Origin of the sequence: Lysinibacillus sp. NPDC097214, assembly GCF_050277945.1 — a bacterium.
Lineage (GTDB): Bacteria > Bacillota > Bacilli > Bacillales_A > Planococcaceae > Lysinibacillus > Lysinibacillus xylanilyticus_B.
Genome location: NZ_JBNNSS010000001.1, coordinates 580,537 through 606,680 on the forward strand (window position 1 = coordinate 580,537; position 26,144 = coordinate 606,680).

General features: G+C 39.7%; 20 protein-coding genes, 1 riboswitch and 1 other annotated feature. Of the genes, 3 read left to right on the forward strand and 17 right to left on the reverse strand.

Features of this window, described 5'->3' with window-relative positions; genetic code table 11:
* The first annotated feature begins 11 nt into the window (after window positions 1-11).
* Window positions 12-143, forward strand: a complete 132-nt coding sequence (locus ACQKMI_RS02825) for a hypothetical protein (RefSeq protein WP_427487113.1) — start codon at window positions 12-14, stop codon at window positions 141-143.
* A 26-nt stretch (window positions 144-169) separates the two neighbouring features.
* Here ACQKMI_RS02825 and ACQKMI_RS02830 read toward each other — a convergent pair whose 3' ends face one another.
* The 9 genes from ACQKMI_RS02830 to ACQKMI_RS02870 form a co-directional block, all read right to left on the reverse strand.
* On the reverse strand, window positions 170-1,402 hold the full coding sequence (locus ACQKMI_RS02830; RefSeq protein ID WP_427487114.1) for an aspartate kinase: 1,233 nt from the start codon (window positions 1,400-1,402) through the stop codon (window positions 170-172).
* Between the two features lie 236 nt (window positions 1,403-1,638).
* Window positions 1,639-1,817, reverse strand: a riboswitch (Lysine riboswitch).
* Between the two features lie 140 nt (window positions 1,818-1,957).
* Window positions 1,958-3,748 (reverse strand): excinuclease ABC subunit UvrC, encoded by a 1,791-nt coding sequence (gene uvrC, locus ACQKMI_RS02835; RefSeq protein ID WP_427487116.1) that lies wholly within the window; start codon window positions 3,746-3,748, stop codon window positions 1,958-1,960.
* A gap of 132 nt (window positions 3,749-3,880) precedes the next feature.
* A complete protein-coding gene (gene trxA / locus ACQKMI_RS02840; protein ID WP_004226420.1) occupies window positions 3,881-4,192 on the reverse strand; it encodes a thioredoxin in 312 nt (103 codons plus the stop codon).
* Between the two features lie 133 nt (window positions 4,193-4,325).
* Complete coding sequence (locus tag ACQKMI_RS02845) at window positions 4,326-5,675, reverse strand: amino acid permease (protein ID WP_427487118.1); 1,350 nt, start codon at window positions 5,673-5,675, stop codon at window positions 4,326-4,328.
* 186 nt (window positions 5,676-5,861) lie between these two features.
* Window positions 5,862-6,095, reverse strand: a binding site (T-box leader).
* A 233-nt stretch (window positions 6,096-6,328) separates the two neighbouring features.
* The gene (locus ACQKMI_RS02850) at window positions 6,329-7,306 is read right to left on the reverse strand and encodes an electron transfer flavoprotein subunit alpha/FixB family protein (RefSeq protein ID WP_427487120.1); all 978 of its coding nucleotides are present in this window, start codon (window positions 7,304-7,306) and stop codon (window positions 6,329-6,331) included.
* 51 nt (window positions 7,307-7,357) lie between these two features.
* On the reverse strand, window positions 7,358-8,131 hold the full coding sequence (locus tag ACQKMI_RS02855) for an electron transfer flavoprotein subunit beta/FixA family protein (protein ID WP_427487121.1): 774 nt from the start codon (window positions 8,129-8,131) through the stop codon (window positions 7,358-7,360).
* Between the two features lie 117 nt (window positions 8,132-8,248).
* On the reverse strand, window positions 8,249-9,022 hold the full coding sequence (locus ACQKMI_RS02860; protein ID WP_427487122.1) for an enoyl-CoA hydratase: 774 nt from the start codon (window positions 9,020-9,022) through the stop codon (window positions 8,249-8,251).
* Between the two features lie 14 nt (window positions 9,023-9,036).
* Window positions 9,037-9,618, reverse strand: coding sequence for a TetR/AcrR family transcriptional regulator (locus ACQKMI_RS02865; RefSeq protein WP_323648982.1), 582 nt, complete (start codon window positions 9,616-9,618; stop codon window positions 9,037-9,039).
* Window positions 9,619-9,806: 188 nt separating this feature from the next.
* Window positions 9,807-11,498, reverse strand: a complete 1,692-nt coding sequence (locus ACQKMI_RS02870) for an AMP-binding protein (RefSeq protein WP_427487124.1) — start codon at window positions 11,496-11,498, stop codon at window positions 9,807-9,809.
* Between the two features lie 456 nt (window positions 11,499-11,954).
* On the opposite strand from ACQKMI_RS02870, the gene ACQKMI_RS02875 reads away from it, so the two are divergent.
* Window positions 11,955-12,212 carry a hypothetical protein gene (locus ACQKMI_RS02875; protein ID WP_427487126.1) on the forward strand — a complete coding sequence of 86 codons (258 nt, stop codon included), beginning with the start codon at window positions 11,955-11,957 and terminating at the stop codon, window positions 12,210-12,212.
* Between the two features lie 703 nt (window positions 12,213-12,915).
* Here ACQKMI_RS02875 and ACQKMI_RS02880 read toward each other — a convergent pair.
* Genes ACQKMI_RS02880 through zapA form a run of 5 tightly spaced genes read right to left on the reverse strand, consistent with a single transcriptional unit; the run spans window position 12,916 to window position 18,310 of the window.
* A complete protein-coding gene (locus tag ACQKMI_RS02880; RefSeq protein ID WP_427487127.1) occupies window positions 12,916-13,329 on the reverse strand; it encodes a DUF350 domain-containing protein in 414 nt (137 codons plus the stop codon).
* Window positions 13,330-13,350: 21 nt separating this feature from the next.
* Window positions 13,351-15,717, reverse strand: a complete 2,367-nt coding sequence (locus tag ACQKMI_RS02885; protein WP_427487128.1) for an endonuclease MutS2 — start codon at window positions 15,715-15,717, stop codon at window positions 13,351-13,353.
* Between the two features lie 18 nt (window positions 15,718-15,735).
* The gene (gene polX / locus ACQKMI_RS02890; protein ID WP_427487129.1) at window positions 15,736-17,445 is read right to left on the reverse strand and encodes a DNA polymerase/3'-5' exonuclease PolX; all 1,710 of its coding nucleotides are present in this window, start codon (window positions 17,443-17,445) and stop codon (window positions 15,736-15,738) included.
* Between the two features lie 59 nt (window positions 17,446-17,504).
* Complete coding sequence (locus ACQKMI_RS02895; RefSeq protein ID WP_427487130.1) at window positions 17,505-18,044, reverse strand: CvpA family protein; 540 nt, start codon at window positions 18,042-18,044, stop codon at window positions 17,505-17,507.
* Between the two features lie 5 nt (window positions 18,045-18,049).
* Entirely contained in the window at window positions 18,050-18,310 is a 261-nt protein-coding gene (zapA, locus tag ACQKMI_RS02900; protein ID WP_427487132.1) for a cell division protein ZapA, read from the reverse strand.
* A 133-nt stretch (window positions 18,311-18,443) separates the two neighbouring features.
* Here zapA and rnhC point away from each other — a divergent pair, with 133 nt between their 5' ends.
* Complete coding sequence (gene rnhC / locus ACQKMI_RS02905; protein WP_427487133.1) at window positions 18,444-19,370, forward strand: ribonuclease HIII; 927 nt, start codon at window positions 18,444-18,446, stop codon at window positions 19,368-19,370.
* 189 nt (window positions 19,371-19,559) lie between these two features.
* Here the strand turns inward: rnhC and ACQKMI_RS02910 are convergent, their stop codons facing one another.
* The 3 genes from ACQKMI_RS02910 to pheS all read right to left on the reverse strand — a co-directional run bounded on the left by ACQKMI_RS02910 (window position 19,560) and on the right by pheS (window position 25,216).
* Window positions 19,560-21,527, reverse strand: coding sequence for a methyl-accepting chemotaxis protein (locus ACQKMI_RS02910; RefSeq protein WP_427487134.1), 1,968 nt, complete (start codon window positions 21,525-21,527; stop codon window positions 19,560-19,562).
* Between the two features lie 221 nt (window positions 21,528-21,748).
* Window positions 21,749-24,166, reverse strand: a complete 2,418-nt coding sequence (gene pheT, locus ACQKMI_RS02915; RefSeq protein ID WP_427487135.1) for a phenylalanine--tRNA ligase subunit beta — start codon at window positions 24,164-24,166, stop codon at window positions 21,749-21,751.
* Between the two features lie 12 nt (window positions 24,167-24,178).
* Window positions 24,179-25,216 (reverse strand): phenylalanine--tRNA ligase subunit alpha, encoded by a 1,038-nt coding sequence (pheS, locus tag ACQKMI_RS02920; RefSeq protein ID WP_427487136.1) that lies wholly within the window; start codon window positions 25,214-25,216, stop codon window positions 24,179-24,181.
* Window positions 25,217-26,144: the final 928 nt, after the last annotated feature.

Here is a 26,144-nt window from a genome sequence, read left to right on the forward strand (position 1 = left end):
ACAGATGTTTTTTGCGCGAAAGCGTAGTGCTAACGCAGCGTCAGCAGCATGAAGTTGGTCACTCAGTCATTGCCACAGGACGTGGCGTTCTTAGACTGAGTTCCTTTATTTCAGCAAATGTTTGGATACCCTCTGAAAAGTGACTTAAAGGAGATTTCTGTACCTGTCGCTACGCTTTAGGAGACATTTGCTGAAAGAGGTTAAATTCGTCATGTAATGCATTCGCTGCACGAATCATTTCGTCCTGAGGTACAACGACAGACACTTTTATTTCAGAAGTACTTACCATTTTCACGGGGATACCTTCTCGACGTAGACGATCAAACATACGGGCAGCCACTCCTGGATTTGATGCCATTCCTGAGCCAATAATAGAGACTTTCGCTAAACCGATTTCAAAATCAGCAAAACTAAACCCTAGTGATAATTTGCTATCTTCTAGGACACGTAATGCATCGGCGAACTCCTCTTTTAAAATGGTAAATGATACAGTCGGCTTTAAGCCATCAATTATTGCTTGTACGATGATATCGACGTTTATGCGATTTTCTGCAAGTATTGTGAACATATCTGCTAACGAAGCATTAGAATAAGCATCATACCCTACCGTTAGGCGAATAACGTCTGACTCATAGGCAACACCACGTACAACTAAATTTTTCTCCATTTCAACTTCCTCCTTCAATAAAGTACCTACTGTATCTTTTTCGCTTGACCGAGTGGTAACTGGGATTTGAAACTTCTTCGCTAACTCTACAGCTCGCGGGTGTAAAACTTGTGAACCTAAGTTTGATAGCTCCAGCATTTCATCATAGGAAATTTCTTCTAGCTTTTGTGCCCGAGCTACCTGACTTGGGTCAGCTGTATAGACTCCATCCACATTCGTGTAAATATCTACGCGCTCCGCCTCCAATGCTGCAGCAATTGCTATAGCCGTCGTTTCCGACCCACCTTTACCAAGCGTCGTAATATTCCGTGAATTATCGATACCCTGTTCCCCTGCAACGATGACGATTTTCCCCTGCATAAAATGTGCTTCTATTCGACTAGCGTCTATCTCATCAATACGTGCATTGCCATACATGGCATCGGTTTGAATACCTACCTGCCAGCCTGTTAATGACACTGCTTCATATCCTTCTTCCTGCAATGCAATCGCCACTAATGCACTTGTTAGTTGTGAGCTTGTTGACAATAGTGCGTCTAGTTCACGCTTAGGCGCATTGTCTGATAGATGACGAGCCATCTTTGCTAATTCTTTAGACATCCCCCTCATTGCCGTAGTGACAACGACAATCTCAAAACCTTTTTCCTTTTCTGCAATCACCTTTTTCGCAACATCTTGAATGTGCTCTGTTGATGTTAATGTAGCACTACCAAATTTCATCACAACTCTCGCCATCCTTATCATTCTCCTTCGTATTTAATCATTTTGCTGATTATAAAGTAGCTATACTTTTGCGGCTCTTTACAAAAATAACGCTGCAAATTCAAAGCGACCTTAAGTTATAGGGCTTGAACTAATACGGTTGGCATCACCTCTTACATAGTAGTAACTGCCTTAAAAGAAAGCTAAAAAGGCAGCTCTCACGTAACGTGAAAGCTGCCTATAACATGTACAATAAAAGTAACTTGCGCATGTGTGATAGCTCTCCGAAACGTTTAGAATCGACAGTCTTACATCTCTTAAATGTAAAACCAGTGCAGCATCGGAAACAACGATGCTTCACTTCGGCAAGCTCCCCTTTCATACATTTTCGCTGGACTTGTTCATCCTCGAATGTATTACTCTTGAACCTTGCACCTCTATCATCACTAAATAGTGAATGTATTTAATTGAACCTTAGCGGAAAAATTTCTAGTTATGGCTCATCGCAATCAACTTATAATAAGCTAAGGAACCTTATATAACATTGCTATATTGAAGAGCAATATTATCTACAACCTTAGCATATGTCTAATCCTTTGACAATGTATCCTGTTGAAAATAAGTATAAATATTGCTAGCTAGACTAGCAGGCATCCCGGCTTCTTCTAACGCCTGTACACTTGCCTCACGAATTTTTTTGACAGAGCCAAAATGCTTAAGTAATTGCTGTTTTCGCTTTGGACCAACGCCCTCTATATGATCGAGGACAGATTGTATAGCATGCTTCTCGTGCTGCTGTCGTAAGAAGGTAATAGCAAAGCGGTGTACTTCGTCCTGAATTCGTTGCAGTAAATAGAAGCCATCACTTGTGCGCTTTAATGCAATTACTTCAGGTGGATCACCAAATAGAAGCTGTGACGTATTATGCTTTTCATCTTTTGCTAATCCGGCAATTGGAATGACAAGGCCGAGCTCATCCTCTAATACTTCTCTTGCAACTTCCATTTGCCCCTTCCCGCCATCAATTAGTACTAAATCTGGTAAAGGTAGACCTTCCTTTAATACTCGAGTGTAGCGACGACGGATTACTTCCTGCATTGCCCCATAATCATCGTGCTTGGCAGCAGTGCGTGTTTTGTATTTTCGATAATCCTTCTTTGTAGGTTTTCCATCGATAAATACTACCATTGCAGATACAGCATCTGTTCCATGCATATGACTATTATCAAAAGCTTCAATTCGCAAAGGCGTAGAAATACCCATAGCTTCACCGAGCGCCTCACATGCTCCTATTGTGCGTTCTTCTTGACGCTCAATAAGCTGGAATTTCGCTGCTACAGCTATTTCAGCATTTTTAATCGCTAATTCAACAAGCTCTTTTTTTTGCCCACGTTTTGGTGTTAGTACCTTAACTTCTAATAATTCCGTTAAAATATCTGCATCAATGGATTGTGGGATAAAAATCTCCTTTGGCTTAATGTGCTCTAGCTTTTCGTAAAATCGCCCAACGAACGTTAAAAATTCCTCTTCTGCCTCTTGATAAATCGGGAAAATAGAGACGTCTCGCTCAATGAGCTTACCTTGACGGACAAAGAAAACTTGCACACACATCCAGCCCTTCTCAACTGCATAGCCAAATACATCGCGGTTAGTTGTATCACTTGATACGATTTTTTGCTTTTGCATGACTGTATCGATATGTGCAATTTGATCGCGAAATTCCTTTGCACGCTCAAACTCTAAATTTTCTGCGGCCGCTAGCATTTTTACCTCTAGCTCCTTTTTGACTTCCTCAACCCCACCATTTAAAAATTTTGTCATATCCTCAATCATCTCGTTGTAAGTGACAACATCAATCTCTTTTACACAAGGAGCTAGACATTGTCCCATGTGATAATACAAACAAACCTTTGAAGGAAGTTGTACACATTTTCGAAGAGGATATAAACGATCTAGCAGCTTTTTCGTCTCACTTGCTGCATACGCATTTGGATATGGACCAAAATATTTTGCCTTATCCTTTTTCACTTTTCGTGTTGTAATAAGTCGTGGGTGTTTTTCATTTGTAATTTTTAAATACGGATACGTTTTATCATCCGTCAGCATAATATTGTATTTCGGGTCATGTAGTTTTATAAGATTAAGCTCTAAAATTAATGCTTCAATATTGGAGGATGTCACAATGTACTCAAAATCTTCTATTTCGCTGACAAGTCTCTGTGTTTTTCCTTCATGCGTACCAGTAAAATACGAGCGTACTCGATTTTTCAGCACTTTTGCTTTCCCGACATAAATAATGGTTCCTTGTCGATCTTTCATCAAATAGCAGCCAGGCTGATCTGGTAAAATTTCAAGCTTTCGTTTAATTAAATCATTCATCGCCTACCTGCCCCCCTTTTTTTTCAAACTAACGTTCGTTCACTACATGCATTATGATACTTATCTCTTTATTATATAACGAAAAAAAGCCGAGCACATCTATTGATGGCTCGACTCTTCTTTTCTTACAAATTAAGCATGTTTTGCGATAAACGCTTCTAATGCTTCTTTTGGTTGGAAACCAACTGTTTTATCTACTAATTCACCGTCTTTGAATAATAGCAATGATGGGATAGACATAATTTGGTATTGCGCTGCAGTACCTTGGTTGTTATCTACATCTACTTTTACAATTTTAGCCGCACTACCTGCAGCATCCATTTCTTCAAGAACTGGTCCAATCATTTTACAAGGTCCGCACCAAGCAGCCCAAAAGTCTACTAGTACTAACCCTTCTTTAATATCGTCTTGGAAAGTTGCATCTGTTGCATGTACAATTGCCATTTGAAATCCTCCTTAAACTTACTATGTTTGTAGTATAGCATGGATAAATTCTCTTGAGCGAACAATCTGCCTAGTATGCATAATTTATGAAAAATTAGGTCGAAAAAGGTATTAAGTTGTTTTGTGATGTAGCCTAATTTTCTTGAAAGCGACCTTTATAAACATAAGTTAACGTAATAAAGAGATAAATAGCCAATGTAATACCTGTTACGATAATAGATGTTGTAAAAATAATTCCAATTAGGATTGCACTTAACGCAATAATAGCGATCCAAGTTGTATAAGGGAACCATTTCACTGCATAGGCACTTGTTTTTTCCGGCTGTATTTTACGTGACTTCAGATGCGCAATCGCAATAATTAGCCAAATAAATAACACGGTATATCCAAGCGAACCCATTAGGAAATCAAATGTTTTGCTACCCGCAAATAAAGAAAATATTACAGCTATATATAAAGCTAAGGTACACATTAATATGGCATATACCGGAACTTTCCTTTTTGATAAATGCGCAAAAATTTTAGGAACACGCCCATCTACAGCTTGTGTATACAGAACTCGCGATGAACCATAAAGTCCCGAGTTCATTGATGAAATAATCGCGAGTATAACAACAGCGTTCATAATATGGTCAGCACCAGGAATCCCAATCATTTTAAAGACCATCACAAATGGACTTTCTGGCACCCCGTTTACTTCATTCCAAGGAATCAAGCTAACGATAATAAAGAAAGGAACTAAATAAAAAGTTACAATACGTACTAATGTACTGCGTACTGCTTTTGGCACTACTTTTTCAGGATTTTTCGTTTCAGCTAATGTAATACCAATAATTTCAGTGCCACCATAAGAGTAAATAACTACAAGCATTGCCGCAATCAATCCCGTTGATCCGTTCGGGAAGAAACCACCATGTTCCGTTAGATTAGAAAAACCAACAGCTGTATGATTACCAAAAGTAACAAGCAATAAAATTAATCCGGCTATGATGAACACCACAATTACAGTAATTTTAATTAACGCCAGCCAATATTCAGTTTCAGCAAAAACTTTCACCGATAATAAATTTATAGCTGTCACTAACACCGAAACAGATAATGCAAGTATCCAAATCGGATAATCTGGCAACCAATATTGAATAAAAATGGCCGCAACAATAGATTCTGCAGCAATATTTAACACCCACATTTTCCAATAGATCCAATCTAGGAAATAAGCTGGATACTTTCCTAAAACGGCTTGCACTAGATCTCTAAATGTTCTGGCTTCGCTATTACGGACTGCCATTTCTGCTAAACCTTGCATAACAAATAATAGGATAATCCCACCAATTAAGTATGCAATAAGTACTGATGGCCCTGCCATATCAATAGCTGTACTACTTCCTTTAAATAACCCTGCACCAATGGCACCACCTAAAGCCATCATCGTAATATGCCGTGAGGTCATCGTTCTCTGTAATTTCTGGTTATCATTTTCCATTTCCATACCTCCTAAACTGAACAAATGCGCTAAAGCGCTCGTTTACATCCGACAAGCGCTGGAGAGCCCGAAGCAAAAGTAAGCGCTCCACACTTTTGCCCGAGAGATCGAAGCGACCTCGAGGATGTACCGCTTTAGCCTAGACGAAAAAAAGGCATATCGTCTGTTCCTTCATTAACAAATGAAAGAAGAGACGATATGCCTTAAGCAAACCGCGGTACCACTCTAATTGGTTCTTTTAGAACCCTACTTAAAAACCTAGTAACGAAGGTTAACCGTCCAACAAATAGAATATTCTGTAAATTCCATTTATCTTACCGCTCATAGGCAAGTTCAAAGTATTATTGGTCTGCGTTGCACCAACCCGCAGCTCTCTTCACCAAATAATGGGCTTTTACTACTCCTAATCTTTGCGTTTCTTTATAAAAATCAATTATGCCTCTCGGTCATTTCGGTAATACCACAGGACGTGGCGCTCTTAGACTGAGTTCCTCTATTTCAGCAGAAGTTTGATCCGATGAAATAAGTTAAATTAATATTCATCACTATACGTTCTAAAATTAATTATGTCAACATTTTATTTTGCAATAACTTTAAAAAATCAAAAAATTCAACAAAAAAAGCAGGGAAGATACATCCTCCCTGCACATTTATTATGCGTTCACTTTTAACGCTTTAAATTCTTCGATTAGAAGAGGCACTACTTCAAATAAATCGCCTACGATACCGTAGTCCGCAACTTTGAAAATATTTGCCTCTGGATCCTTATTAATCGCAACGATTACTTTTGAGTTTGACATACCCGCTAAGTGCTGAATTGCTCCAGAAATACCAGCTGCGATGTAAAGGTCTGGTGTTACTACCTTACCTGTTTGACCAATTTGAAGTGAGTAGTCACAATATTCAGCATCACATGCACCACGTGAAGCACCAACTGCACCACCAAGTAAATCCGCTAACTCTTTTAATGGTTCAAAGCCATCCTCTGACTTTACGCCACGACCACCTGCTACAACTACTTTTGCCTCTGAAAGATCGACACCCTCTGAAGATTTACGTACAACCTCTTTAATGATTGTACGAAGGTTTGTAATATCTACAGTAAGAGAAGTGATGTCACCTGATTTTCCTGCTACTTTTTCTAATGGCGCAATATTATTTGGACGAACTGAAGCTAAAACTAAGCCGTCTTTTACTTTCACTTTTTCAAAAGCTTTACCAGAGTAAATTGGACGGATGAAGACAACATCATCACCAGCACCTTCAATAGTCGTTACATCAGATACAAGACCTGCTTGTAATTTACTTGCAATTTTAGGTGATAAATCTTTACCGTTTGCTGTATGACCAAAAACGATACCTGTTGGCTTTTCTTCCTCAATTACAGCTAATAAAGCTTGACCATAACCATCAGATGTATATTGTTTTAAATGTGGGTGTTCCACCGTTACAACACGATCAGCACCATATTCAAATAATGGACCTGTTAAGTCTGCCACTGCATCTCCTAAAAGAACACCAACAACTTCACCGCCATCTGCAATTTGCTTTGCAGCCGCAATTGCTTCGAAAGAAACATTACGTAAGCTTCCTTCACGAACTTCACCTAATACTAATACTTTTTTTGACATAGTATATTCCCTCCGTTACCCTTTAAGATTCGATTTGTGTCATCAGATGACTTAAACTACTTTTGCCTCTGTATGAAGTAGGTTTACTAGCTCTTTTACTTGAACAGAAAGTTCGCCCTCAAGAACACGACCTGCTGCCTTTTGAGCTGGTAAGAAAATATCAACTGTTTCTACCTTAACCTCTACATCATCTTCATCGATATCTAAATCATCTAACTCAAGTTCTGCAAGCGGTTTCTTCTTCGCTTTCATGATTCCTGGTAAAGATGGGTAACGCGGCTCGTTTAAACCTTGCTGAGCTGTTACTAAAAGTGGTAAAGATGTCTCGATAACTTCTGAGTCACCTTCAATATCACGTACAATTTTCGCAGATGTTCCATCAATTTCAAGCTTTGTAATTGTTGTTACATAGTTAATGCCTAGTAAATCTGCAACACGAGGTCCTACTTGACCAGAGCCTCCGTCAATTGCAACGTTTCCTGATAAAATTAAATCAGCGTCTTTATCTTTTAAATATTCAGCTAAAATATATGCAGCTGCATTTTGATCTAGTTCATCTAAATCGTCTTCTGTATTAATTAGAACCGCTTCATCAGCTCCCATTGCAAGAGCTGTGCGTAATTGCTTCTCTGTATCTTCGCCACCAATTGAAATAACTGTTACTTTACCGCCAACAGCGTCTCGTACTTGGATGGCCTCTTCAATGGCATATTCATCGTAAGGATTGATGATGAATTCTGCGCCATCCTCTTGGATTTTACCACCCGACACAACGATTTTTTCTTCTGTATCAAACGTACGTTTAATTAATGCAAAAATATTCATATATTCATACCCCCTGAAACGTTTTTTATTTCTAAGTAAACTTATAAATATTATATATTTTCAGTGTCGATAACGTCGATAACACTTTTTCAAGTCGCTATCGACACTGATGGAATATTATTTACCAGTAAACACAGGCTCGCGTTTTTCAATAAATGCTTGAATTCCCTCTTTTGCATCTTCCGAAACGAATACTGTACCAAAGGATTTTGCTTCCGCCTCAATCCCTTCATAGAATGAAGCATGCTTTGCATATTGCAATGTTTGAATAGCTGCTTTTAAAGCAACTGGGCTCTTCTTCGCAATTTTCTTCGCTACCTTTAGCGTTTCTTCTAGTAATGCTTCATCTGTAAATGCACGATTTGCTAAACCCCATTGTACAGCTTCTGTACCAGAAATCGGCTCACTTGTAAACATCATTTCTGCAGCTTTTGCAACTCCTACATATCGTGGTAGACGTTGTGTACCCCCAAAACCTGGAATAAGACCTAATTGTAATTCAGGTAGCCCTAATTTCGCAGATTCTGTCACAAAGCGCAGATGACAACTCATCGCTAGTTCAAGGCCCCCGCCTAGTGCAGCACCATGAATTGCAGCAATAATAGGTTTAGAGAACGTTTCAACTCGCTCAAAAACTTGTTGACCATTGTTCGCTAGCTTTGAAAATTCATCACCAGATACAACCTCTGTAAACTCTTTAATGTCTGCACCTGCTGAGAAGAAACGACCTTCGCCATGAAGTACAAGGACACGTACAGTGTCATCATTTTCTACTTCATCTAGCACAGCATTTACTTCGGCAATGATTCCTCGAGATAAAGCGTTTGCTGGTGGGCGTGCAATTGTAATAATCGCTACTCCATCCTCTGCTTTCCAACTTAGAAATTCCATTTCTCCACATCCTTTTAAGCTTTAATACCGTTCAGGATTAATGCCTGAACTTTTGGAACCTGTTCTATCAAATCATATCGATATTCATTCATAACCCACGACGTAATTGTTTCGTCAATGGTTCCAAACACCATTTGACGCGCCAAGCGTACATCCATCGTTTGATTGAACTCACCTGATAGCATACCTTCAATTAAAATTTGATCCAGTAATTGTAAATACTCTCTTAATACCGAATTGATCTTTAGTCGTAAATCTTTATTCGATTGTCGTAGTTCCAATTGTGTGACGGTTGCTAGGTATCGATCTGTCGCTAGAACATTAAAATGATTTGCTATCATTCGTGAAAGTTTGTCCTTAGACGTACTTCCATTTTCTATTATATCTTGTAATGACTCTACAAAAACAGCCATTTTTTCATTAAAGACAGAAATTAATATATCTTCTTTATTTTTAAAATATAAATAGATTGTTCCATCGGCCACCCCTGCCTGCTTAGCAATCTTCGATACCTGTGCTTGGTGATACCCATTTTCTGCAATAACGATGACAGCTGCATCAATAATTTGCTTATATTTTGGCTTATCACGTTTCACCTTTATATCACCACCTAAAAAAACTTGCACACGTCGCATTCATGCTCGATTAAAGTATGATTCCATCCTGATGTATTGTGAAGGATGTGACGTGGTAACCTAAAAAAAATATGAAAATATGAATGGTCATTCATTCATATTTTCATATTATAATTTACATCTTTGCTTGTCAATACTTTGCCACGTATTTATTTTGCTTCTTTATTCATCAATTTCGTTTTTTCTTCGTCGACTAACGAGCGACGCAAAATTTTCCCAACAGCCGTTTTTGGTAGCTCATCTCTAAACTCATAATAACGAGGAACTTTGAAAGCAGCTAAGTTTTGACGGCAATATTTATTTAATTCGTCTTCTGTAATCGAATATCCTTCTTTTAAAACAATATAAGCTTTTACTGTTTCTCCTCGATACTGATCTGGTATGCCCGCAACTATACATTCTTGGATTTCTTCTCGCTCATATAGTACTTCCTCTACCTCACGAGGGTAAATATTAAAACCACCTGCAATAATGATATCCTTTTTACGGTCAACTACATAAAAATAGCCTTCTTCGTCCATATAGCCCAGATCGCCTGTTAAAAACCAGCCATCTACGAACGCCGCTGCTGTATCCTCAGGTCGATTCCAATAGCCTTTCATAACCTGTGGACCTTTTACAGCTATTTCACCAACCTCACCGACTGGAAGCGCCTCAGTATCCCCTGTACGTAAAATTATTGAATCCGTATTTGGCCAAGGTAAACCAATCGAGCCCATAACTCGTTTACCCCAAATTGGTGTTGAATGTGTGACAGGAGAAGTTTCTGTTAATCCATAGCCTTCTACAAGTTTTCCCCCTGTTACCGCTTCAAATTTCTCCTGCACCTCTACTGGCAATGAAGCGGATCCACTTAAGCATGCTTTTATGGATGATAAGTCGTACTTTGCAATATCCGGGTGATTTAATAAACCAATATATAAAGTCGGTGCACCTGGGAATAGTGTTGGCTTTTGCTTATCAATCGTTTTCAACGTTGTCTCTGCATCAAACTTTGGTAATAACACCATTCTATTTTGCGTGAAAACGGATAATAACATAACAGCAGTCATACCATAAACATGGAAGAATGGCAGTATGCCCATAATGGTTTCCTCACCATGTACACATTTATACATCCATGCATCACACATTGTTGTATTAGCAATTAAGTTTTTATGAGTCAGCATCACACCCTTAGGGAAGCCAGTCGTTCCACCTGTATATTGAAGCAGTGCTATGTCCTCTTCAAAATCAAATGGAATATCAATCATTTTGATGGGCGCAGAGCGCATAATTTCTGTAAATAAATGATTTTGACCGCTATGTTCAACCTTGACACTAAAACCGTACTGCTTTTTTTGAATATAAGGATAAACCAAATTTTTTGGAAACGGTAAATAATCTTTAATAGCCGTGACAATTACATTTTCAAGTGCAGTTTCTTTTATGATTTTCATGACACGTGGATACAATATATCCATCAATAAAATAACTTTCGCACCTGAATCAGCCATTTGATATTGAAGTTCACGCTCAGTATAAAGTGGATTTGTTTGTACGACAACCGCTCCAGCATACATTGCCCCATAGTAAGCGATTACACTTTGCGGTGAGTTTGGCAGCATAATAGCCACTCGATCTCCCTTTTCCACCCCAAGGGCTTGTAAGTAGTTTGCGAACCTTAGCGCTGACTCATATAGCTCGGTGTACGTCAAATCCTTTCCCATAAAATGAATCGCAACTTTAGATGGATTCTTTTTATAGGCACGTGTCAAAAACTCTTGCACAGGAATTTCCTCAAACGTTAAAGACGATGGTATTTCTTCAGGATAATTTGATAGCCATGGTTTTGTTGTCATACGTCCTCTCCCCTTTGTTCCAAACTTTGTAAACTCTTATTTTAATTATAATGAAAAAGAAATACTCTTTCAAACATAAAATAGAAAATAAATGCATTTACGATTAATTATTATGCGTTTTACAACATTTATATAACTGCATTTCTTAGGGCTTGGAGCGATACACTTTATGAATACTCATTCATTCTTTCTTTTTTTATCCATAAAACTGAGTTCATATTTCTATATTCGAAAAATAATTTTTTAATGCTAACTTTTAGATAGATGCATGAATATTAATAGATGTTAGTAGTATTTTGTGATGGTATGATATGAGGTTGATGGAACTTATGATTTTTTCGAGGGTATTGTAGTTTTTTATTTCTAGGGGCGATTGCACACTCAACCTGAACAGTTTCTCTCCGGACCAGTTCAGTTCTTCACTCATTTGAGCAGTTTTCGAAGCTATCCGAGACCGTGAGAAATCAGTATCAACTTATCGCTGTGACGGTTCTATCCACGATTTTGACGGTTCTATCCGTCGCTCTGGCTCTCCTTTCCGTCGCCCCGGCTTCTTTCCGTCACTCTGGCTCTTCTTTCCGTCGCTCTGGCTCTTCTTTCCGTCGCTCTGGCTCTTCTTTCCGTCGCTCTGGCTCTTCTTTCCGTCGCTCTGGCTTCTTTCCGTCACTCTGGCTCTTCTTTCCGTCGCTCTGGCTCTTCTATCCACGACTTTGACGGTTCTATCCACGACTTTGGCTGTTCTATCCACGACTTTGGCTGTTCTATCCACGACTTTGACGGTTCTATCCACGATTTTGACGGTTCTATCCGTCGCTCTGGCTTTTCTTTCCGTCGCCCCGGCTTCTTTCCGTCGCCCTGCCTTCCCTTTCCGTCGCTTCGGCTTTTCTTTCCGTCACTCTGGCTTCCCTTTCCGTCGCCCCGGCTCTTCTTTCCGTCGCCCCGGCTTCTTTCCGTCGCTCTGGCTCTTCTTTCCGTCGCCCTGCCTTCCCTTTCCGTCGCTTCGGCTTTTCTTTCCGTCACTCTGGCTTCCCTTTCCGTCGCCCCGGCTTCTTTCCGTCACTCTGGCTCTTCTTTCCGTCGCTCTGGCTGTTCTATCCACGATTTTGGTTCTTCTATCCACGACTTTGACGGTTCTATCCACGACTTTGACGGTTCTATCCACGACTTTGACGGTTCTATCTGTCGCTCTGACTTTCCTTTCTTCGCTTCAGCTTTTCTTTCCGTCGCTCTGGCTCTTCTTTCCGTAGCTAGATATTCGATCAGTTCTTCTCTTCACCCTATCAATATAAAAAAACGCATCCTCATAAAAGGATGCGCTTTTTGTTTAAACGGTCATCATATAATAGACACCGACTGCCAAAAATGCGATGCAGACAATGATTAGTACTTTTGCTAATTTTTCCATGTCATTACACTCCTATGCAATACTTGCCCCAATAACAAACGATAGACCGACTGAAATGGTAAAGGAAATGAAGCCGACTGAGCGATTATCATTTGCGATTTCTTGATCGACATTAAAACGTGGTGTCATAAATTCAAATAAGAAATACGCCACTATCAGTAATGTGAACCCAAAAAGACCCCAGGCAATCATTTCACTTAAAGTACTATGGCGCGCAATGGAAAAGCGAAAAATATTACAGATCCCTAGTATTTTCCCACCTGTTGCGAGTGCCACAGCGAGATTACCATTTTTAATTTCTTCCCAATTTTTATATTTCGTAACGACTTCGAACAATGCCATCGAGACGACTAAACATAACACAACAACACTAAAATATCCTGCCGTTTCGATAATTGGATACCGCCAAAAGCTAGAATTCAGCATTTTCTCCGTCCCCTTTACAGCTTATTTCAATTCCACAACTGTGACGCCTAAGCCCCCCTCACCGGCTTCACCAAAACGGAAGGATTTTACACGCTTATGTTTTTTCAAATAGTTTTGAATTCCTTGACGTAATGCACCTGTACCAACACCATGAATAATTGATACACGCCCATAGTTAGCAAGCAAGGCATCATCAATATATTTTTCTGTACGTATAATGGCATCTTCATATCGTTCGCCGCGTAAATCTAATTCTAATTTCACATGGCTACTGCGATTTTTCACACCAGCAATACGTTGCACAGGTTCTTTTTCTGGTTTAATGTACTCTAAATCACTATCCAAGATTTTCATTTTCAAAATTCCCATTTGGACAACCCATTCGGAATTCGATACTTTTTCGAGCAATGTTCCCCGTTGTCCATAGCTTAACACCTTTACCTCGTCTCCGACAACTAAGTTTTGTGCACGAGCCTTCACTTGTGCCGCTTTTTTCAGCACTTTGTTGTTTTCAAGAGGTGTAGCTTCTTCCAGTCGTTTACGAGCTTCGATGAGCTCATGCTCCTTGACAACTTGATCTGCATTTTTGCGCATTTCTCGAAGCTCCGCAATAATTGATTCTGCTTCTCTTTTTGCTTCATCAACAATTTTACGCGCTTTTTCTTTCGCTTTTTTATCGAGTGCCTCTTTACGGTCCTCGTAAGCTTGTAGTTTTCCTTGTAGCTCTTCGCGTAGGGCTTCAGACTCTATCATTAATTCATGAGAGCGTTCTGCATCATCTTCGGATTGGCGACGCGACTCTTCAAGTGAAGCAATCATTGACTCCACCTCATGGCGATCTGTACCTGTAAAGTTTTTCGCACGGTCAATAATCGACTCTGGTAAGCCAAGGCGACTTGAAATTTCAAATGCATTGGAGCGACCTGGTACTCCGATTAGTAGACGATATGTTGGACTCAATGTCTCAATATCAAACTCCACACTTGCATTAGCAACTCCTGGACGATTATAACCGTATGCTTTTAGCTCAGGATAGTGCGTCGTTGCCATCACGCGGGCACCACGACCATGTACTTCATCTAAAATGGAGATGGCCAGAGCTGCCCCCTCTTGAGGATCTGTACCGGCACCTAATTCATCAAATAGTACAAGTGATTCGTCATCAAACTTTTGTAAGATATCTACTATGTTGACCATATGAGAAGAGAATGTTGACAGTGATTGCTCAATTGACTGTTCATCTCCAATATCTGCAAAAAGCTTCTTGAAAACGGCAAGCTCTGAACCATCAAGTGCAGGTACTGGTAACCCAGCCTGTGCCATTAATGTACACAATCCTACTGTTTTTAAAGTGACGGTTTTACCACCAGTGTTAGGTCCTGTAATCACAATTGCCGTAATATCTTTCCCAAATTCAATATCGTTAGCAACGGCCGTTTCAATTGGTAAAAGTGGATGACGTGCACGCACAAGTCGAATATAGCCATCGTTATTCATTTTAGGCATTGTACATTTGTTCGCTTGACCGTACTTGCCTTTAGCTAAAATGACGTCAATTTCACCTAGTACTTTTACTAAATTAAATAAATCTGGAGCTACTTCCTCTACCATCGCACTTAAGGCAAGTAAGATGCGTTCAACTTCAGCTTGCTCTTTCATTTTTAATCGATGAATTTCATTATTCGCTTGTACAATCGAATCTGGCTCGATAAATAATGTTTGACCAGAAGATGATTGATCATGCACAATTCCACCGTAATGATGACGGTACTCTTGCTTAACAGGGATAACGAAGCGATCATTACGAATCGTTACAAGTGTATCTGAGAGCATTTTTGAAGCATTGCTCCCACGTGTAAGGCTTTCCAACTTAGAACGTACTTTAGCCTCCTCAGCGCGCAAAGATTGGCGAATGGATCGCAAAGTTTGGCTTGCAGAGTCTAGTACTGAGCCGTTGTCATCAATACAGTTATTAATTTCATGCTGCAAGCCTGTCAAAACAGGCATTGCTTCCTTTTTGGCGATGAAATGGGGAATTTCAATCGCTTCTTCTGATTCTATATCATCAATAAAATTGCGAAGAATTCTACTAGCTCGAATCGTACTTGAGACTTCCATTAATTCCATCGCTGAAAGCATGCCACCGATCTGTGCACGCCTTGCAGTTGGTCGCACATCAAAAATCCCACCCATTGGTACATTGCCTTTAACACGTAAAATGGATAGTCCTTCATCCATTTCTTCTAATAATTGTACAACCTTTTCATAGTCTGTCTGTGGTACAAGCTCATCAACGGCAGATTTACCGATTGAAGAAGTACAGTATGTAGCCACTTGCTGACGTACTTTATCATATTCTAGTGTTTTCAATGCGCGTTCTGCAATCACTGAGAACACCTCCTCAACCTATTTATTTCGTCGAATAAACGCTTCAAATTGTTCCCGCGTCCATGTATTCACAATCATATCCTTTTTCAACCATGCTCTGTTTGCGTAGCGCACTCCAATATCCATAAAGCGTAAATGAGCAATATCATGGGCATCCGTATTGATTGCTACGGGCACGCCAACTGCTAAAGCCATTTCTAAATGCTCAACACATAAATCAAGACGATATGGATTCGCATTTAACTCTAAAATTTTACCATATTCCTTCGCCCAAGCAATTAATTGTCCCATATCAGGATTATAGCCAGTACGATCCTCAATAATGCGGCCAGTTGGATGTGCAATCATATGAACATACGGATTTTGCATCGCCGTAAGTAAACGCGCCATAATTTTGTCCTGCGATTGTGTGAAGCTAGAGTGAATAGAGGCAATGACAAAATCTAACTCTTTCAGCACATCATCTTCAAAATCAAGTGAACCATCTGGCAAAATGTCCATTTCTGTCCCCGCATATAAATAGAAATCTGGATGCGCTTCATTAAATGCCTCAATTTCAGCACGTTGCTTTGTTAAGCGCTCTGGCGTTAAACCATTTGCTACTTTTAAAAATTGTGAATGGTCAGTAATAACGCTATATTGATAGCCACACGCTATTAATGCCTCGCCCATTTCAGCTACAGAGTATGCACCATCAGACCACGTCGTATGCATATGCAAATCTGCTTTAATATCTTCTAATTTCACAAGATTTTTTATGTCATCCGTTTTATCAAATTCGGTTTTTCCTGTACGCAAGCTAGGCGGGATAAATGGTAAATCAAAATGGGCAAAAAATTCCTCTTCATCTTTAAACGTTAAAACTGTGCCATCAGCTTGTTCCACACCGTATTCACTAATCTTTTCACCACGGGCTTTTGCAATCTGGCGCATGCGGACATTGTGATCTTTCGAGCCTGTGAAATGATGTAAGGCTGTTGCATATTCAGCATCCCTCACTAATCGAAAATCTACACTTACAGGCTCTTCTAAATCTAAAATAACTGAAATCTTTGTATCACCAGCAGCTACTACTTCTTGTACTGAAAGCTCATTCAGTAACTTTTCACGTACAGCCTCAACGGCTTCTGTTACAACAATAAAATCAATATCCTTACTTGTTTCTGCTGCACGGCGGAAGCTTCCAGCAACAGAAAAACGCTCAACTTCTTCCATACTACCTAGAAGCGCTTCAATTTGTAAAACAACAGGCTCAAGCTGCCAAATCGGTAAACGTTCTGATCGATTTGATAAATTTGCAAGTTCTTTTAAAATTTTCTCTTCAGTTTTTGCCGCAAAGCCTGCTAGCTCACGAACTTTACCTGCTTCACAAGCATCCTTTAAACTTTCCGCAGAATCAATTCCTAACTCTTGATGAAGCTTAGCGATTTTTTTGCCGCCTAAGCCCGGAAGTTTTAATAATGGGAGTAACCCTTTTGGTACAATGTCTTCTAATTCTTTTAATACGCTGGATTCACCATTTGTCATTAAATCCTCAATAACAGCAGCTGTACCTTTACCTATACCTTTTAGCTTTGTTACATCCTCCATCTCACTTAATGAGCGCTCGTCCCCCTCAAGTGCAGCAGCAGCTTTTCGAAAGGCAGACACTTTAAATGGATTCTCCCCTTGTAATTCCATATACAATGCAATCTTTTCAAATGTGCGAATAATTGTTTTTTTGTTCATTGGGAATTCCTCCTATCGTAAAAACACTTCCCTCAAAACCGAGAGAAGTGCACAGTTTGCTATTGCATATAAATATACCACCAGTTTTGGAACATACTCGTAATAATTGGGGTATGCTCCAAAATGAGACCACTTAACAACGATTTCGACATTAAACTTTGGATGAAATCAACTGGCAGTAAGGCAAGAATGTATAGCAAAATAAACATAAGTAAATAGTTTTCAATCATGCCTAACAATGCCCCAAGCCAACGATTCACTGTACCTAACACAGGTAAATACGCTATAAAATCAAAAATCGATGCCACAATTTGCAATGTGATTTTCACCGCAAAGAATATTACAGCAAAGGCAAAGACACGATAAAAAGTACGGTCTAGATCCAGGCTATCAATGACTACTCCAAGACTACCTGAATCCGTTACACCTGGATACGGGATCCAAAACACAATTTTTTGTGCTAATGGTTTATAATAGATATACGCAACAATTAGGGCAACTATAAAGCTAACGATATGCATCATCTGTACAATGAAACCACGTTTTGCTCCAACGGCGAGCCCGGCTAATAGTACCGCTAATATGATTAGATCTAACATTCACTTCAACCCTTTAATTTTTTCAATTCTTCTTCTAGTTGCTCCATTCGTTCTTTTAATAGTAAATAATCGTGAACGGAATTTACTGCTGTAAGAACGGCAAGCTTTGTGCTATCAAGAGAGGCATTATGTAAATTCATTTCGCGCATACGGTCATCAACAATAGAAGCGACAAGTCGCATATGTCCAATGGATTCAGAGCCGACCATTTTATAAGTATGACCATATATTTCCACAGAAATTTTATTCTTTTCTTGATTTTCCATAGTCGCACCCCCCTTTTTAATTTTTGCGCTCACAATTTTTCCGATTGTGAGCAACTTACACAAAAAAGCTATTTATTATCATACCATGAAAGGTATAAAATTGTGAACAACGAGGACAGAAAGGAACGAGTAAATGTCAAATATTGTACTTTCAATATCAACAAATATACAAAAAGAGGTGATGTCTTACTACGCAAATCATTTTGTAGAACGTAAAGCACCTGGTGTAATTTTTGCTGCAAAGCTCCCAGATACAGCAATTACGATGTACAAATCAGGAAAATTAATGTTCCAAGGGGGAGGAGCTGAGCGAGAAGCTGCACGTTGGGGAGACATAGAAATAACAAGCACACAGAAAACATCATCGATTGGAGCAAAGGGTGACACTCTGCCAGAAGGTTTTGCTACGATGTCAGTTCTAGGCTCAGATGAAACGGGTACTGGTGATTATTTCGGTCCAATTACAGTTGCAGCCGTATATGTCCCTTCATCAAAAATTGCGCTTATTAACGAACTTGGTGTCAAAGACTCCAAAATGCTAACAGATGATTACATGCGTAAAATAGCGCCGGATTTACGTGCAGCTTGCGTCCATAGTGTGCTTGTACTACGCAATGAAAAATATAATGAATTACAGGCACGAGGCTACTCACAAGGTAAGATGAAAGCTATGATGCACAATAAGGCACTTAAAAATACACTGTCAAAAATGGCTCCCGAAAAACCTGAACAGATCTTGATAGATCAGTTTGCAGAACGTGGTGTCTATTACAATTATTTAAAAAATGAACGAGATATTGTTCGTGATGATGTGCTATTTTCTACGAAGGCCGAGCAATTACATGTTTCAGTAGCAACTGCATCGATATTGGCTCGTGCGGCATTTTTAAAAGAAATGGACCGACTAAGCGAGATTGCTGGGATAGAGTTGTTGAAGGGGGCTTCAGCGAAAGTAGATGCCTTAGCAGCCCGCATTTGGCGAAAACAAGGTGAGGAATATTTACGTTGCATTACGAAATGGCATTTTGCGAATACTGAGAAAGCTAGAAAGATGAAATAAAGTAAAATTTAATCAGTGGGGTTTTCTCCATCCCCACTGATTATAAGTTGAACGAATCGGGCTTTTATGAGCAGTTTATCTCCCACCTAACTTCTTTACTGTTACCGAATTTTGAGGTGGGAGTATTACTGCCCGTTCATGCTGAGTCTTATAGAGAAAAAACCTATCATTTAGAAGATTAGTTCCATCTTAATATTTGAATTGTTGAATCGTTTGTTGAAGATCTTCAGACATTTTAGCAAGGGCAGCGGCTGATGCTGAGATTTCTTCCATAGAAGCAAGTTGTTCCTCTGTTGAAGCGGAAATATTTTGTGCACTTGCTGTATTTTCATTCGTTTGTTCAAGCACACTTTCGATCCCCCTCGCCACTTGATTGGCATGTTGGGAAATAACTTTTGATGTTTCTGAAATTTGTCCTATTTCAGAGGTAACACTTTGTACATTCGTACGAATCTCTTCAAATGACTTTCCTGCCATATTTGTTTTATCAATCCCCTTCACGACCTCAAGCGAACCGGCAGCCATTGATTCAACTGCTAAATTTGTATCTTCCTGAATCTGTGAAATAATATCCTTAATTTGCAGCGTAGATTGTGCGGATTGTTCAGCTAGCTTTCGTACCTCTTCAGCTACGACTGCAAAGCCTTTTCCTTGCTCACCTGCACGGGCAGCTTCAATTGCTGCATTTAAAGCTAATAGGTTTGTTTGATCAGCAATTTGGGTTATGGCCTCCACAATGTGCTCAATTTCGTGAGAACGCTTGTCTAATGTTTGCACTGTCTTTTCTAGGGCCTGTACAGTATTTTGAATCATCGTCATTTGTTGAACAGCAGTTTGAATAGTCTCATCACCGATCATAACAGCACCCATAGCTTTATTGGACATTTCACTAACAGCACCTGCTTTTGCTGAAATATGCTGAATGGATGATGACATTTCAAATACAGCATTATTACTTTCATGAATAGTTTCTGCCTGCATGTCAACCGTCTCAGCAAATGTTTGAACGGAATCAACAATTTGCGAAGTTGCTCGCTTATTTTCTGCAGTGCTTGCAGTTAGCTGCTCTGAGGCGTTGGCCAATAAATTGGATTTCTCGCCAATATTACCAACTACATCACGTAACGAGGAAATCATTTTATTAAAAATAATCGCTAGTTTCCCAATTTCATCATTTCTTCTTATGTCGATAAAGTTACGTAAATCGCCTTCTCCTACTTGTTCAGCAACTATAGATAGCTCTTTTAGTGGACGAGTGATTGAGGCAATGATCATGCCACCAATGATCCCACATATAATTAAAGCAATAACAATGACTGCTATTGTCGATTTTAAAATTGGAGCTGTGACAGCTATAACATCCGTTACATCCATAATGCCGATAATTTTCCACCCTGTTAGTTTATTAGTAGTGAAAAATACTTGATACTCCTTGCCATCTTCCTTAATTGTAAAGCTACCTTCTTCTTTACCTTGCATCTTTTCTATATACGAATCTTTCAACTTGGTTCCTACTTCAACATTCGGATCTGCTATCGTAAGATTATTGGCATTCACTAATGAGGCATAGCCACTTTTCCCAATCTCTACAGCATCTACGAGCTCCGCAATTTCGGCAAGATTCAAATCTATGGAAACAACCCCGGATTTGTCACGCAATCCTGCCGCTACAGTTAAAGTTAAATCGCCTGAGATATTTGATTTATATGGGTCCATCACAACCCCATTACCTGGCGACTCTATAGCCTTCAAATACCAAGGGCGCAAAAACGGATTATAATCAGACGGCATTTCATGATATGGATTACGTAAAAAACCATGGCCCTCTAGTGTTAAGGCGACTACCGAAACACTATTATGCAAAGCATTGTATTTATCTAATTCCTTTAATGCATCTGCATCTTGCCAATTCTTATTAAAATAAGCTGCCAAATATTCTGCATCACTTATGATTGGGGAAATTTCTTTTGTCACTAAAGTATTTATTAAATCAACATTCTCACGTGATTTATCACTTAATTCGTTATAATATAAATTATCTGATTTTATGTATGAAAATGTACCAATTGCAATACTTGGAATTAAGAGTGTCATTGTAAACGCCCAGATTAACCGAGCACGCACAGATAAGCTTTTTCGTTTTCGATACTCTTTCAAAATCATTACTCCTCTTACTATTTTTTTCTATCCAGTTTCTACTATACACATAATAAATACTCAAGATTTATTTTTTGTTATTTCAAAATATTATTAATAACGCAAAATATCCAAAAAGCATGTACTGACCTTAATCATAAAATATTAATACGTTCGTTTGACGGTCTTCCAACTAAAAAAAGCTGCCTCATTACGAGACAGCTCACAAAAAAATTATTAATTTAGCGTACTTCTGTGCCTTCAATTGTTGCAATAGCTTTTAACACTTTATTATGTGCTGCAACAACCTCTTCATCCGTTAATGTACGTTCTGGATCGAAGTATGTTAGGGAGAATGCCACTGATTTTTTACCAGCCTCCATTTTTTCACCTTCATATACATCGAATACACGAACGTCTTTCAGTAATTTTACACCTGCTGAACGAATCGCAGAAATAACCTCTCCAGCTGTTGTCGCACGGTCCATGATAAGCGCAATATCACGAGACATCGCTGGGAAACGAGGCACTGGTGTATAGGCAAGAGGTGCTTCTTTTGCATTAGCATTTAATAATGTTACGAGATTCATTTCCATTACATATGTGTCTTTTACACCCCATGCTTTTTGTTCTGCTGGATGTAATCCACCGATAATGCCGACTTGTTCACCGTCAAAAAGAATGCTAGCAGTACGTCCTGGGTGTAATCCATCTACTTCAGCTTTCACAAATGAAATACGGTCTTCTAAACCAAGCTTACCGATAACACCTTCTACAATGCCTTTTAAGACGAAGAAATCTACTGCTTTTTTCTCACCCTGCCAAGCATGGTCAAGCCATTTTCCTGTTACTACTGCCGCCACATGCTCTTCCTCATATGGTAGCCCCTCTTCTGTTTGACCAAGGAATACTGAACCAATTTCATACAATGCCACATTGTCAGCCTTACGAGCAACATTATAAGCAGCCGCTTCAATTAAATGCGGGATAAGACTTTGACGTAGTGTTGAACGGTCCTCACTCATCGGCATTAGTAAACGTGTTACTGGCTCAGCTTTCAATGCAAAGCGTTGTGACAATGCTTCTGAAGTTAATGAGTATGTTACAGCTTGGTAAAGACCTGCACCTTCCATGTAATTACGAACTACACGACGATTTGCTTGATATGGTGTTAGACGGCCTACTTGGTTTGCTCCCTCTGGTAAAGTCACTGGAATTTCATCATAGCCGTATAGACGAGCAATTTCCTCTACTATATCTTCTTCAATTTTAATATCTTGGCGACGTGTTGGTGCATCAACGATTAGTAAACCATTGGCTGCTTCAACGCCAAATTTAAGACGCTCTAAAATAGAGATCATATCTTCTAATGAAATTTTCATACCTAAACGTTCATTAATGAAATCTGGAGAAACGACAACACGTGCTGGTGATTTATCTAATTCATCCACGATGCACGTTCCTTCTAACACTTCACCACCAGCTAATTCAGCTAGTAGTGCTGCAGCACGCTCTGCAGCAGGTAGCACACGATTAGGGTCTACACCCTTTTCAAAGCGAGCAGAAGCATCTGAACGAAGTCCAAGATGACGCGATGTTTGACGTACAGATAAGCCGTCGAAGTAAGCAGATTCGATTACAACCGTTGTTGTAGAATCATTTACTTCAGAGTTTGCACCGCCCATTACACCTGCGATAGCTACTGGCTCCTTGCCATTTGTAATGACTAAATCTGTTGCTTTTAATGTACGCTCTTGCTCATCTAAAGTTGTAATTTTTTCGCCCTCAGTTGCTTTACGCACTACGATTTCACCTGTTGCTAAGCTATCGTAGTCAAAGGCATGAAGCGGTTGACCGTATTCCATTAAAATGTAGTTCGTTACATCGACAACATTATTGTGTGGGCGTACACCTGCTGCCATTAAGCGATTTTGTAGCCACATCGGTGATTCTGCAATTTTTACGTTTTTCACAACTTTTGCTACATACATTGGGTTCGCTTGTAAATCTTCTACTCGAAGCTTTAACATGTCTTCAGCTTTTTCAGAAGATGTGTTGTAGGCGATTTCTGGATACTTCACTTCTTCAGATAGAATAGCGCCAACTTCGTACGCCACGCCTAGCATTGACAGTGCATCTGAGCGGTTTGGTGTTAGACCAAGCTCTAATACTGTGTCACGTAGACCTAAAATAGCAAGGGCATCTGAACCTACCTCAGCATCAGCAGGAAGCACATAAATACCTTCAGAATATGCTTTAGGCACAAGTTTACCTTCGATTCCTACTTCTTGTAATGAACAAATCATACCGTTTGATTCATGTCCACGAAGTTTTGCTTTTTTTATTTTAATGCCGCCAGGTAAATGTGCGCCTGGACGAGCGACAATTACTTTTTGACCAACATCAACGTTTGGAGCACCACAAATAATTTGTTGTGGTTCAGCTTCACCAACATCCACTTGGCAAATATTTAATTTATCTGCTTCAGGATGTTTCTCTTTTGATACGACATAGCCGACAACAATTTTATCCATTCCGTTAGCACGGTCAATTACTGCATCTACTTCAATTCCAGAGCGCGTAATTTTTTCAGCTAACTGTTCAGACGTTAAATCCTGTGTACTTACATAATCTTTTAACCATTCTAATGATACTAACATTTTATATCCCCCTTACGCCTCTGTTCGCTCAAATTGTGATAAGAAACGTGTGTCACTTGTATAGAAATGACGAATATCGTCGACACCATATTTCAACATTGCGATACGTTCAGCACCAATACCGAATGCAAAGCCTGACACTTTCTTCGGATCATAGCCAGCCATTTCAAGTACATTCGGATGCACCATACCAGCTCCTAAAATTTCAATCCAGCCTGTACCTTTACATACGTTACAGCCAGAACCACCGCATTTGAAGCAAGAAATATCCATTTCAACAGACGGCTCTGTGAACGGGAAGAAACTTGGTCGAAGTCGAATTTCACGGTCTGCACCGAACATTTTTTTCGCTAATGTATCAAGCGTACCTTTAAGGTCGCTCATGCGAATATTTTCACCAATCACTAGGCCTTCAATTTGCATGAATTGATGAGAGTGTGTAGCATCATCGTTGTCACGACGGAATACTTTCCCTGGGCAAATAATGCGAATCGATTCACCTTTCTTCTCTTCCATAGTGCGAGCTTGCACAGGAGATGTATGCGTACGTAATAATATTTCCTCGGAAATATAGAACGAATCTTGCATATCACGAGCAGGGTGTCCCTTCGGTAAGTTCAGTGCCTCGAAGTTATAATAATCCTTCTCCACTTCCGGGCCTTCTGCAATTTCATAGCCCATACCGATAAATAAATCTTCAATTTCTTCAATAACGCGAGTTAATGGATGACGATTCCCAATTTTAATTTCACGTCCAGGTAAAGTGACATCAATCGACTCACTTGCTAATTTTTCAGCAATGGCCGCTTCCTCTAATACAGTTACCTTTTCCTCTAACACAGCAGTTACATTTTCACGTACCGTATTGACTAAGGCACCCATTTTTGGGCGCTCCTCAGCTGATAATTTCCCCATCCCCTTTAATAAATCAGTGATAGGTCCTTTTTTCCCTAGATACGCTACTCGCACATCATTTAATTCCTTTAAATTTGCTGCCGCTTCAATTTTAGCAAGTGCTTCTTGCTCTAATTGCTTTAATTGCTCTTCCATGTATAAACCCTCCTTGATAAAATCAATTTCGCCTTGGCGTAATTGTTGCTGTCGCTTTGCTTTCGCTACAGATAAACAAAGCGTCCGGATTTTGAATTGTGCCCGGGCCTGAACGAGGGCCGACACGATGTCGGTCATTTCGGTAATGCCACAGGACGTGGCGTTTTTACCGATGCAGGTCAGTTAGCCGTTTTCGCAGGATGCGAAGGTTTTAGGCTAACATCCTTTTTTCATTCCTGTCAAAATCCGTGACATCCGCCTGAGGCTTTATCTTCATTCAGCATGTGGGATATTTTGCAAACGATATTTAAAGCATCTGTAACAGATGTTTCACTTTCGCTACAAAAACACATTTACTGAATGAAGATAAATGCCAAATGATGGCACAAAAAAACTCGCCCCTAAAAAAGGGACGAGGACATATTCGCGGTACCACCCTAGTTATTGCAAGGCAAACTCCTAGCAATCACTTCATTGACATAACGACTAGATTAAAGCCGGCATACCTTTACAGCATTTCGCTGGTCCCGGTAGCTGCTCGCAGGATGAATTCAAAACTGCATTGGTACGGCGCTGGCTCTCAATCTCCGGCCTGCGCTCCCTGTTGTCCATTCACAATCTTTACTACTTCCCGGTCAAAGCATTTTAGTATTCATGTTTACATTTTACATGTGATTATACAATACTATACCAATTCAAATCAAGAGTCATGTGCCTATTACCACGATAATGATGGTTCTATCGGCAATTTTTAGGCTCATCATCAAAAGTAGCAGATGACATTCGCAAAACACATTCCATATATTGGTTGATTGGAGTGGAGGCTGGGCGACTCCTTAGGGATCAGCGTCACAGATGATACCCTGCAGCGAAGCGGCTCATCGGACGCCCCTAGGAGGCTTTGCTCTGTGCGAAAGCGTAGCGGCAG